This is a genomic window from Neomoorella carbonis, assembly GCF_045278715.1.
GTDB classification, from domain to species: Bacteria; Bacillota; DSM-521; order Neomoorellales; family Neomoorellaceae; genus Neomoorella; species Neomoorella carbonis.
This window is the reverse complement of the sequence record NZ_CP136420.1, coordinates 372,250-384,490: the sequence shown is the minus strand read 5'-3', so window position 1 is coordinate 384,490 and position 12,241 is coordinate 372,250. Positions and strand designations below refer to the sequence as shown.

Below are 12,241 nucleotides of genomic sequence, written 5' to 3'. Positions count from 1 at the left end.
AGGGTGAGGATGCCGAAGTCCAGCCCATGGTTCGGCTCCAAGGTGTTGCTCGAGACCGGGGCCAGATGCATAATCCGCGGCAGCAATGGCAATATTTACTTCCGGCGGTCAGCCGCCCATCGCCCTCCTCCCGCTCCTGGCACCATGGACGGCATAGAACTCGTCGGCAAAGAGCTCCTCAACCGGTCGGTTAAGGGCCCGGGCGATGCGGAGAGCGGTACTCACGGAAGGGTTTTTGTGCCCCTTCTCAATATTGGTGTAGGAAGCACGTCTCAACCCCACCTGGTGGGCCAGTTCTGATTGTGTCAGGCCGGCCTTGAGCCGCGCCTTGCGCAGGGCAGTGCGCATAGGCTGCCTCCTTTTCAGGCGTATCACTCGCCTTTTTGTGCCTTTAGGAAACATTATATGTGCTCTTTTGGGAACTTGTCAATAGAAGATGGCTACCCACATAAAAATCTTGTCGAACGATGAAGGCTCATGAATTCTAGTGGCAGGTGTTCGGCAACCGGCCTCGTATCCTTATTGGCAATGGCACCACTACTGCGGCCAGCTGTGATTTAAAAGGGTTTCTCACAACACTTCTAAAAGGTTATAATTGGATAAGTATATTTATGTTGCGGCTCCGGGACGGTTTTTCATCCCAATCATTAACGCTAAACTGTCCCTTTATTAATATTCCGCTGTGAGCGAGCCGTTCTCTATGGGTTATATTTTAAGTAAGGGCGGGATTCTATGCATATAATGTTTCTATTGGAAACCTAGACTCGCGTAAAATATCAAGACCCTGAATTGGAAATGTTATTGTCTCAAAGTGTAAAAAGGCAATAGGAAGTGCAGGAGGTGATGAAACTGCCCCGCTATTGGTTCTACCGTGATTGTCCCAAAGGTACCGCAAGGATCAAACACTTTTTACAAAAACATAAATGAGCAGCTGGAAATTTAACCATGGGTCATATCACACAAGCCGCGGGTAAAACTCACATAGGCCTTGGTTTTGCGATGCCCGCATTATTCACAATAACTGGGCTTCATCTGCCCTCTTGGACCTCATCATAAAAAATGAAACTCTAAGAGAGCAGAAGATTTAACAAGCTAGAAGCAAATTATTGAGATAGGTGGTGATAATTATGCTGAAGTTTGGAGAGTCTCTAAAGCAGTTACGCCAGCGGAGGGGCCTGCGGCAGGAAGACGTGGCCAGGATGGTCGGCGTAGAGCGTCCCACCGTCGCCAACTGGGAGCGCGGGACAAAGCAACCAGGCCTGGAAACGCTGGTTAGACTTGGCCAGCTCTTTGGTGTTTCCTTGGACGAGCTGGTAGGGCTGGGTAAAGCCACCAACCATTTACCCCTGGCCAACTATTTTTCCCTGGCCGACGACCCGCTGGTCAAACTGCTGGCCGAACGTACCGGCGTCCCGGCCAAAAACATCGCCGCCTTTATCGCCGCGCTCCAGGTCTCAGACGATGTTTTACCGTAACTCTTTAAACCTTCCCATTTCATTTCCGTCCAAGCGTTCTGTTTGCAAGTAATCCCCCAAGAAACACGGCATAATCACCGATAGGACGGCAGAGTACGAATCTCCGCTATAGTAAGTTTCTGCCCATGGTATTTTTCAATTTTTCGCCAGCTTTTATCGCTGGTCATAATGAGAACTTCCGCAATATCACCATAGATTTGAGGCAGTATGCGGGGTGAGTATCAATTTTGGGGGATATCGCTGCTACATTACAATAGAAGCAAATACCAAGCCCTCTGGTAATCCTCCAGAGGGCTTGATTTCACTACAGGGTAAAACCCTTAGCTTTATAACTACAACTACAGGGGTATGGGTAGCTGACCTGCACCCTCTCCCGGAGCGGGCTGCAGGGCCGCGGAGGAAGTGGGCGCGTGCTTTTCGGCTTAGGGTTCTGGTTAAACAATTCCGCGCTGACATTTAGGTGTGAATTTATTATAGGTTATCCCTTCGTTCTTATAAAATAGAAATATGCCATTATGGGTAGAAGCGCCAACTTCCGGGGGATAATAGACTCGTAATTAATCTTAAACTGCCCGATAAAGAAGTAGGAGAAGAAGGAATATAGCGGCTGCTCAACTTCAACCCGCAAATTCTCAAATTCCTCTCCCCAGCGCATAATGGGGGCCTGAGCAAGGCATCTTGCCTTGATTGGTTATCTTTTAACTTGTACCCAAAATTTCCCGTGTCAGAGAGGAAGGACGAGGAAAAATGTAGAATAAAAGTTATTTCGGGAGGGATGTGGTTTGGCTGCCAGCCAGGCAGACCTCTTGCTGCCAAGTGAAGTTTACTTAGGTGTGGGGGATATTTTGTACTATGAGTGTTAGTGCAAACCTACCGTTAGCACGGGAACGTTTAATTCGCATCTACAGATTTCTGCGTGAATATGCGCGCATCCGCCACTTTTTCCCAAAACATATAGACGACCAGCCCTGGCGGCTCTGGCTCTCCGAACTCCCCAACCATCCTGCAATTCACCGCGGATTCGTTCTTTCGGCGAAACAGCGCGTAGAAGCTACTGCACAGGAGACCGAGACGTCTGAATTCATTCTCACAGTACAACGCCCTCGGCTTACGAAACCTCCTGCGCCTCCTCCTTCTCTTGAAGGATGGTTGCAACCCGGTTGGGAAGACCCCCTAAAACACGACGTAATTCCATATTCGAGCCGGAACGTAGAACAGCCAAACAGAGAAACGCAAGTAATGCGTTTTGAGGACGATGAGCAGCGAGTGCAGGATTTTGAACGTTGGCGAGTATTGTGGAAAGAATGGGCAGAAAACGAGCGTCCAGCGCGGCAAACTATGAAGGTTTTTGAAACCCTCTACGAGCTATACGGACGCTTGGGTCGCGAAGGCGAGCGAGTGGAGCTGGTAGTTGGAGATGGTATCCTCAGCTGGAAAATTGAACAAGAAATCATCTATCATCCTTTGCTATTACTTCCCGTTCAATTAGAATTCGATGCTGATATACCGGAGTTTCGCATTGTCGACATAGGTAGAAATCCCGAGCTTTATACTGTTGTACTTCGTGATGCTCCTGTAGTCAACCCGGAGCAACTCGGCAGTGTCCACGAGGAATTGGAGCATGTAGGTTTTCACCCGTTGGGAAGTGAGGATACTTCTGGTTTCTTCCGGCGTTTGGTGCAAATCCTTTCCCCACATGGTCGGTTCATTGGGAATGAGTTGCCGCCAAAGGAAGCACTGCAACCAATTATCGGACGATCTCCGGTACTCTTTTTACGCCAACGCACGCAGGGGTTTGCCCGTGCGCTGGATCTGATCTTGGAAGATCTACCTGAACGTGAAAATCTGCCATCATTTTTATCTGGGATTGTGGGCGTTGAGATATCCGAGAATAACGATGAACCAGAAGAGAGGTTACATACCCTACTGCCTGGTAACGAGCCAGAGGGAGTCCTTTTTAGCAAGTCTTGGAACAGAGAACAATTGCGGATTGCAGAGAGACTAGATCGGTATGGTGGGGTACTGGTACAGGGCCCACCGGGTACCGGTAAGACGCATACCATTGCCAACCTAATTGGTCATCTTCTCGCACAGGGTAAAACTGTACTGGTTACTGCCCATACCTCCAAAGCTTTACGTGTGCTACGTGATCAGATCGTAGACCCACTACGGCCCCTTTGTGTGAACGTTCTCGATGACGATTTGGAGAGCCGCAGGCAGCTTGAAGAAGCCGTGAATCATATCGCAGAACAACTCAGTCAGAGTGATGCAAGAACTCTAGAAGAAGAAGCAGCCGGCTTGGCCGTCCAGCGGCGCCAGCTACTACAAGAGATTCAGTCTTTACAACAACGCCTTCTGGAGGCCGTTGGGAGTGAGTACCGGGAAATCGTCGTTGCTGGGGAAACGTTTGAACCCTCCAAAGCAGGACGGTTAGTTGCTGAAGGGAAAGGACACCACGATTGGATTCCAGAACCTGTAGAACCAGGACACCCATTACCTCTCTCTATAACAGAATTGGCTGAACTCTATCAGACCAATGCCACCGTAACACCTGAGGATGAGCAGGAAATGGTTCTTGGCCTACCTGCACCTGAGAACCTTCTAGTGCCGGAGCAATTTGCTGAATTGGCTGCTATACTTGCCCGCCCGGTAGAGGCTGTCCCTTCAGAACTTTGGGAGTCTGGTTTAGAATTTGAGGAGTCGGCAGAAACTCTCGAGGCTCTCGCACGGGAAGCAAAAGCGGTTGGAAAACAGTTACTGCAAGCCGAACTTTGGGAACTTGCCGCAGCTGAATCAGGATTTAAAGGAGAAGCTCATTGTGCACCCTGGCAACACTTACTGGATTTGACTGGACGCGTTGACCGACAGGCTGCCGAATTCCACGAGTTGTGCATTCTTCACCGTCCACAGTTAGCACCTAATATTCCCCTTGACGAACAAGAACGCCTAGCTGTAGAGTTGGCAGCAGAAGCAGAACGTCGCGGTGGAAGCATTAGGGGACTTTCCCTTCTTTTACGCCCGGCTTGGCGGAGATTTGTGCAAAGTACTAGTGTAGCTTCAGGGCAACCCAGGTTAGCCGAACACTTCCGCGCTTTGGCTGCGGCTGCTGGACTGGCACAGCTACGCAACGAACTATTGGCACGTTGGGAGTATCTGATTACCCGTCGTGGAGGCCCGTCTCCTGACTATTTGGGTGAGGAGCCGGAGCGTGCTGTGGCACAGTACGCACCCCGTTTCCGGCACTGGCTGGAACTTAACGACCGTGCCCTCCTGCCCCTAGTAGAAACCTTACAGCGACACGGTTTTCGATGGGAAGCCTTTCGCCGGCAACAACCTCCTGATCCTTCGCCCTTCGGCGAATTGCGTGTTTTAGGGAGTGCTCTCATGGAGCAACTACCGCCAATTCTGGAGGCCAGGGCCCAGCTTATCCGTCAGTCTAATGCCCGTACCAAGCTGGAAGAGTTTGCGAGGCGGTTGGAGGCATTACGGGGACGAAAGCAGAGTGTGATAACTGAGCAACTATATGGAGCTGTACAACACCGTGACGTAGAAACCTATTGTGCATTATACACGCGGCTCACCGATCTTTATCGGCGGCAAGCCCATCTCCAGCGTCGTCAAGAACTTTTAGCACGTCTGGAACGGGTTGCTCCTGGTTGGGCGGCGGCCATCCGTAGTCGGCAGGGCGTGCATGGCCAGGCTAAACTACCAGGAGATCCTATGGGTGCCTGGCGGTGGCGGCAACTCCATGATGAGCTGGCAAGACGCGCTTCGCTATCAGTACCAGAGTTACAGGAGCACCTGAGAAAGCGAATGGATACGCTGCGCCAGGTGACAGCTGAACTGATCAAGTACCGAGCTTGGGCAGCACAGTTACGGCGCACAACTCTTAGCCAGCAACAGGCGCTAGTAGGGTGGCTTAATATTATAAGGCGACTGGGAAAGGGGACGGGCAAGCGAGCTATCGAATTGCGCGCAGAGGCTGCACGCCAACTCAGTCGTGCCCGTGAAGCGGTGCCGGTCTGGATTATGCCGCTTGCTCGTGTTGTCGAACAGTTTAATCCCCGCACCACTCGATTCGATGTTGTGATCATTGATGAAGCTAGCCAGTGTGATGCTCTGGCCCTTGTGGCCCTCTATTTAGCCGATCGCGCTGTAGTAGTAGGCGACCACGAGCAGGTGAGCCCTGAAGGGGTCGGACAAGAGCTGGAGCGGATAGAGGCCATTATTACCGAGTACCTGCGTGACATACCTAACGCCATACTTTACGATGGTAGACGTTCCATATACGACATCGCCCGGGAGTCCTTTGGTGGTGCCATTATGCTAGTGGAACACTTCCGGTGTGTGCCGGAGATTATCCAGTTCAGCAACCTCCTTTGCTACAACGGACGAATCAAACCCTTAAGAGAGTCCAGCAATGTAGTGCTTAAGCCTCATGTGGTACCTTACCGGGTGAAAGAAGCGTATGTAGAAAACAGGGTAAATCGAAAAGAAGCCCTGGAGTTGGTTTCGTTACTCGTAGCGGCCGTACAACACCCGGCCTACGAAGGAAAGACGTTTGGTGTCATCTCTCTGGTTGGCGAGGAGCAAGCACGGTTTATAGATTCTTTGCTACGTCAATACTTACCTGAACGAGAGTACAAAAAGCGCCGCATCCTCTGTGGCACTGCAGCTCAATTTCAGGGAGACGAGCGGGAAGTGGTATTTCTTTCACTTGTGGACGCTCCTACTGGAACCCCACTGCCTAAGCGAGAAGATGATCGGTTCCGGCAGCGGTTCAACGTAGCAGCCAGCAGAGCAAAGGATCAAATGTGGGTAGTGTATTCCCTTGACCCACATGTGGATTTGAAACCCGGAGATCTTCGTCGTCGGCTGATCGAGTATGCTTTAGATCCAGAAGCAGCTACACGTGCCCTTATAAATGAAAGTGCCCGTACTCAATCTCCATTCGAGCGTGAAGTGTTACAACGGTTGGTGGCAGCCGGTTACCGCACATATGCCCAATGGCCGGTCGGTTACTATGTTATAGATCTGGTTGTGGAAGGATCTGGTCAGCGGGTAGCCATTGAATGTGACGGAGATCGGTGGCATCCGTTGGAAAAGTTACCGGAGGATCTAGCCCGTCAAGCTGTCCTGGAGCGCTTGGGTTGGAAATTCATTCGCATCCGCGGGAGTGAATTTTATCAAGAACCGGATCGGACTATGGAGCGAGTCTTCGAACAACTTCGGTCACATGGTATAGAGCCAGAGGGATACCTTTCCGAAGGAAGCTCGAGTAATGTACGAGGCGAGCTAATAGAAGAAATTATCAATAACGCAACTCAGTTGCGGTGTGAGTGGGAGGCAAGCAAAAAGGTGGAATCGGTATAACCACGGTAAAGAGGTGTAGCTATTTATAATGTTAAGATACAGTCTAAAGGAGAACTATTTTCACGGGAGCTGCCGTCCGTAACCCCGGAGGGGTTGGGGAACATTCCCACCTTTTTCGGTATGGACGCTATCCCTGGGTGGCCTGTTAAAACTAAGAAAGGGAATAAGTACCTACCAGCGCAGGCATCTCCAGGAATTCGAACTTTACCTGTTTTTGCTGTCAAAATGCCGTAAGCTGGCAAATTTAGAGGCCTCCCGGTCCCGGGAGGCCTTACTATACCTGGTGGGCACGGCAGGGATTGAACCTGCGACCTCTTGAATGTGAGTCCCAGGCAACCCGTCCATAATATCTCACTAGTGCTTTCAAATCCGGGTTTATCAGGGCTTTTCGCTCATTAAAGACTCTCCAATCCGGCACCATCTCAACCCATCCGGCGCCAATTGGGCACCAACTGAAGGCGCTGTATATGTTTCCTCTGATAAGCAATAAAAATTGCCGCCACGTGACTGGTGGCCGTGGCTAACTGCCACGCCGCCGGTCACCTGGCGGATCCCGGCCGACGGCTGACGGCAGGAAGGCCGGGTGGCGCCCACAACAAAGAGGGCCTTTATTGCTTTTCGTTAACCCTTGCTTCAATGAAAAAAAGAAACCTTTCGAGTTCCCTTCTTGTGCGCTCCCAAACTTCCGCAAGGTTATACAGTAAAGGCTTTATGCGGGCAGGAGAAAGACGGAAGGTATATATATTGCGCACAACGTGACGGAAGCCCCTGTATTCATCCAGGCTGATCCTGGTTTCCCTGGAGATGACAGGGGGACGTATCAGTTCAATCTCAACCGCCATCTGGTGCAAGAGCTCCTGATGCCAGTTTTGCCCCTCCGGCTTACTTTGCTCCAGATTGATGGCAACTAGTTCAAAAATCCTCTCCAGCCCCGTATAAAAGCTGTGAAGATTAAAAGCTACGCTGTCAAGGTAAAAATCATCGCCTGTAAGTTGATAGCGTTCCCATCCGGTTCGGGCGCGGTCGACGGCCTGCTGGATTTCAGCGAGCTCCTCTCGGATGCGGCCGACCAGGGCAAGGTACTTCTTTTTCATAGCTCGACCCCTTCGCTTTCTATAGCCCTGCGTAAAGATGCGCGGCAGTCTTCCGGGTCAACCAGGTCAACTTTAAACTTTTCACTAAGACCCGTCACCGCCCCCACTGCGGCGTAGAACCGGTCGTCCGGGATGCCCCACGCCGCCAGGTCAACATCGGACCAGCGCGAAAAGCGGGATCGATCAACCAAAGAGCCGAAGGCCACCACTTTTTGGGCACCATATCGCTCTTTTAAGATGGCCGCAGCTCGGGCAGCAACCTGCCAAGCTTCCCTATAAAGCTCGGTTAGGAAGGGGTCAGTTTTTGAATAATCGTCGGTAAAAGTCAAAGGGTATTTCTTAGCGTAATAAGCAGCCAGTTCGTCAGTTTGGGTACCCATATTTTAGTAACCCTCCTCTAAAACAGCTTTATATAGCCTCGTCCCTCATTCTCTTTCCCGCAATTCTAGTAATTTAAGTATACCACAGGTTAATTATATTATGGAGTTATTTTCCATCGCTTGAGCCAGTAAACTCATCAGCGGTAGCCAGAACTGTCCATTTTAAGCGAGTATATGAACCATAAGGAAACAGGGATCTACAAAGAAGCCGCCCGGGAAAGGTCTTCGCCTTGGAAGACGGTCACGCCGCCGGACACGTGGCGAGATCCGGCCGACGGCTGACGGCCGGAAGGCCGGGTGGCGCCCGCGGCCAAAAAAACGGGCGTTATGCCCTTACCACAATTAACGGGCTATAGGTAGCTACCAGCGCCCTCTCCCGGAGCGGCCCGCAGGGCCGCGGAGGGAGTGGGCGTATATCTTTTGCCCCGGAGCCAGCGCGAAGCAGAGCGGGCCGGAGCTGGGGCCGGGCCGCAGGCCCGGCCGAGCGGAGGCCGGCGAAGCCGCGCGGGCGGAGGGGCCTGGGCGCCGCAGGCGCCCAGATAAACTCCCCAGCACTAATTGATTATCATATAGCGTTAGCTCACGCCTGAATTTAGTGTTGTCTTAAAGGCCTAAAGATAATTTTGTAGATCAAATGTCGTTTTGCATTCGGGGAAATTACTACAACCTACAAATAATCCATTTCTCCCTTTTTTAGCTATTAGTTTTCCGCCACATTTAGGACAATAAGCCTCAATAAATGAAAGATATTCATTAGCAATATCAATTTCCAACCACCTTATACCATCACATGATGGATAAGTTGTGCAGCCCAAAAATACTTTTCCTTTCTTACTTAATCGTGCAATCATAGGTTTTCCGCACGAGGGACACTTGCATCTGTTTTTTACAAAATCTCGTAGTCCAACAACCTTCCCACCATTTGATTTGAGTTCTAAGTCTAATAGTCCTGATATACTTAGGACGCCTTTTGGCCCTGAATATCTTACCCATAGATACCTATTCTCTCCTCTTACCTGCGCACCACACCAAATTACCTTATTATCAATTAATAAAACAGCAGAATATGGAATAAAATTTTTGATTATAATATTTTCTTCCAAGAAAGTTCCTTTTAATGGGGAGGCGCTATTACATCTTATCACTACATTCTTATCAGGTTTAACTAATTCTTCTAATATCGCTTGACCGATTTCACTTGCCAACCAATCGCTTCTAAATTCCCCCATTATTTTCTTTGCATTTTTAATTTCTTCTTTTAGTTTTGACCTGACCTCTTTTTCATTTTCTAACCAAATAAGATGATTATTAGTAGATTGCCTTGTTAAATCCAAATTAAGAGCATTTAACAAACGATAGTGTTTCCCTTTTTCTTTAGTGTATTGGATTAACCAACTGATTGGCATATTTTTACTAACACTATCTTCTAAGTACGACCGTTTACAAACTAAAATAAACTTACCCCTAGCCCTTGTTACAGCTACATTGATAAGACGAGAACTTTCATTAATACTTGAGACAAGTGTACCTGGCCTTCCACTACTGTCTACTGTATCAAAGATTACCAAATCGCTTTGGGATCCTTGAAACTTATGTACAGTTGAAGCCCGACATTTGGGAGTGGTGTTACCCCCCTTAAACGGAAACAAATCGCTAATCAAGGCTCTGAGCAGCCGTCCCTGGGCTACATATGGTGTTATAATGGCAACATTACTTTTCCCAGAATTAGATGCTAGGCTTATTGACGCAAAAGCCGAAATCAAATTAAATCTTGAATGATCTGGTTGAATACTACTTCCAATATCAAGCCCAGAGAGATCAAACATTATAAGAGGTTCTCCGGGAAAGGGCTCATCGTTTACAATAGAATCTACATTATTCGCTACATCTGGCGCATTATCAAGCCGTCCACCGTAAAATCGTATACTAGGAAAACCCGCAATCCGGGGATGCATGCGGTGTTGTATAGTTAAGCTAGCCAGGCATGGGTGATCCTTTCCGTTATCTACGGCTTCAACTATACCTGCTTTCTCAAATATGTCACGCTTCAACCATTTGTCTACTAATGGTTCTGTAGCCATTGCTATAGGAGCAAGCTGTCGGAAATCACCTACAAGTACAATACGTCTATCCGCCAAACTAGCCGCAAAGATAACATGGGGTATGTATGCCATGCTTACCTCGTCGACGATTACTGTATCCCACCGTGAGCGGAAGACTGCCTCATCAACAACTGATTTTGACAACGTAGTACCAACTGCCTTTGCGGCTCCTATAACCAGTCCCTCCAAAGCACGAATTTCCTGGCGGCAATTACTAAGCTCTTTCTCAACCCTGGCAAGTTCTTCCTTGGGACCACTTTTTTTAAGCTTTTCACGCTCTGCCCTTAGCTGTTCATAGCGATGCAGAAGTTCCGGTCGCTTTTTTGCTGCAAGGTAAAATGAAGTGAGGTCACGATGTTTTGCCAAAAAGGTAGGTTGGGCAAAACCATACCGAACAATATCCCCTTCTCTATAAGTTAAGGCAACACTTGCTATTCTAGCTACAGCTTCATCAACAGCAACATTACTATGTGACAAAATAAGAACGCATTCTTTTTTTGAAAGCAATTCGTTAGTAATACGGGCCAGGGTTTCCGTCTTCCCGGTACCAGGTGGACCCCATATGAAAGCCACTGCATTATTTAAGACAAAACTGCATACATCAGAGTTATTACCATGCTGATTTCTTTTAATTGGTTTTAGGTTTTTAATCATTACTGGGGTACCTGTTAACACAGCAGCAACTAGAGAAGCATTTTTTTTGTATATTTCCTTTAATCTTTCTTGGAGGGCTTCTAATAAACCCCACGGCTCACAAAAAAGGTGAGCCTCTTGTACCTGAACACCAAGATACTGATCTAGCGTAAGTATTAAATCGAAGCCTTCTAAAGAAATAACGTGCCCTGTAACTTCTTTTTCACCAATTTTAACTCGCACTGGAGTGCCATCAGGTAAGCTGACTTCTTGATCTATAACAAAGCGATAAATAAAGTTGTCCCCATCAAGAAGCATACCTTCTTGAATAATATAGAGACGACCTCCTGTTTCTTTTTGATATTTTATCTCTAAATCGAGAGCACGGTTAAAGTCTTCAATATAATTTTCTAAGAGTAGCATTTATTTGCCCCCAATCAAAAAGAGTTTTTTAAAGTAGCGATTTGGTTCAGCCGTTCCTGGCTTTATCACTGCACTTCCCGCATATAATGCTAGCAAGATATGCCATTATTAACGTGTTATTCTACAAATCTACAAACATTCGTACGTTTCCTGTAATTAGAGAAAAAGAATTGCAATTCTTGCCTGCCGTAGGGGAATATATGTCCTATGATAGATACTTTTTTCTTGCTTCTTCTATAAGTCGGTCGATCTCTTTGGCATTTTCCTTACCGAAAAGAAAAGCTACCAACATATCCCGGGCCGGCGGTATAATTTTATCCCGGATCCATTTTGTTATTTTGTTTGGATTTTCTATTTCTTTTATATCTGACAGTAGCTTTGCAATCGGTAATGCTATTATAGCCTTTATACCAGCCCCTGGCATAAGATTTGATTGCTCAAATGCCTCCTGATATATTCCCTTGAGGAACTTATCAAACTCATATTCCTTTTGTGCCATTTCTCGTTGTGCTTTTTTCAACTGTTCCTCTTCATACATTTCTATAATGTCAACACCGCCGCAATCCGTATAGATAAATTCTAAAATTTCCCCTAGCTCTGTTGTAACTACTTCTCCTGTATCAGAAGATAACAACTGCCCTTTAACAATATCATTGTTAGGATCGATTTCCAAAATCACCTTTTTGGCTACCCTTTGCTCCATAAGCGTTACCTCCCTCTTTTTAAGCGGCTTATCATACCGCTGTTTTTACCTCCTAACC

General features: G+C 48.0%; 7 protein-coding genes. 2 read left to right on the top strand and 5 right to left on the bottom strand.

Translation table 11 applies throughout. The features are described from left to right. Positions 1 to 108: 108 nt before the first annotated feature. Positions 109 to 348, bottom strand: a complete 240-nt coding sequence (locus MCACP_RS02000) for a helix-turn-helix transcriptional regulator (RefSeq protein WP_406677736.1) — start codon at positions 346 to 348, stop codon at positions 109 to 111. A gap of 779 nt (positions 349 to 1,127) precedes the next feature. Between MCACP_RS02000 and MCACP_RS01995 the strand changes: the two genes are divergently transcribed. Together MCACP_RS01995 and MCACP_RS01990 are read left to right on the top strand one after the other, a co-directional pair. Beyond that, positions 1,128 to 1,475 (top strand): helix-turn-helix transcriptional regulator, encoded by a 348-nt coding sequence (locus MCACP_RS01995; RefSeq protein ID WP_406677735.1) that lies wholly within the window; start codon positions 1,128 to 1,130, stop codon positions 1,473 to 1,475. An 852-nt stretch (positions 1,476 to 2,327) separates the two neighbouring features. Next, positions 2,328 to 6,848, top strand: coding sequence for an AAA domain-containing protein (locus tag MCACP_RS01990; protein WP_406677734.1), 4,521 nt, complete (start codon positions 2,328 to 2,330; stop codon positions 6,846 to 6,848). Positions 6,849 to 7,456: 608 nt separating this feature from the next. Here the strand turns inward: MCACP_RS01990 and MCACP_RS01985 are convergent. The 4 genes from MCACP_RS01985 to MCACP_RS01970 form a co-directional block, all read right to left on the bottom strand. Continuing rightward, positions 7,457 to 7,942: a hypothetical protein gene (locus tag MCACP_RS01985; RefSeq protein WP_406677733.1), complete on the bottom strand. Its 486-nt coding sequence runs from the start codon at positions 7,940 to 7,942 to the stop codon at positions 7,457 to 7,459. Beyond that, positions 7,939 to 8,322 carry a nucleotidyltransferase family protein gene (locus tag MCACP_RS01980; protein ID WP_406677732.1) on the bottom strand — a complete coding sequence of 128 codons (384 nt, stop codon included), beginning with the start codon at positions 8,320 to 8,322 and terminating at the stop codon, positions 7,939 to 7,941. Before MCACP_RS01980 ends, MCACP_RS01985 begins: the two co-directional genes overlap by 4 nt. Before the next feature lie 611 nt (positions 8,323 to 8,933). Continuing rightward, the gene (locus MCACP_RS01975) at positions 8,934 to 11,480 is read right to left on the bottom strand and encodes an AAA domain-containing protein (protein WP_406677731.1); all 2,547 of its coding nucleotides are present in this window, start codon (positions 11,478 to 11,480) and stop codon (positions 8,934 to 8,936) included. 205 nt (positions 11,481 to 11,685) lie between these two features. Continuing rightward, a complete protein-coding gene (locus tag MCACP_RS01970) occupies positions 11,686 to 12,183 on the bottom strand; it encodes a hypothetical protein (RefSeq protein WP_406677729.1) in 498 nt (165 codons plus the stop codon). Positions 12,184 to 12,241 lie beyond the last annotated feature (58 nt).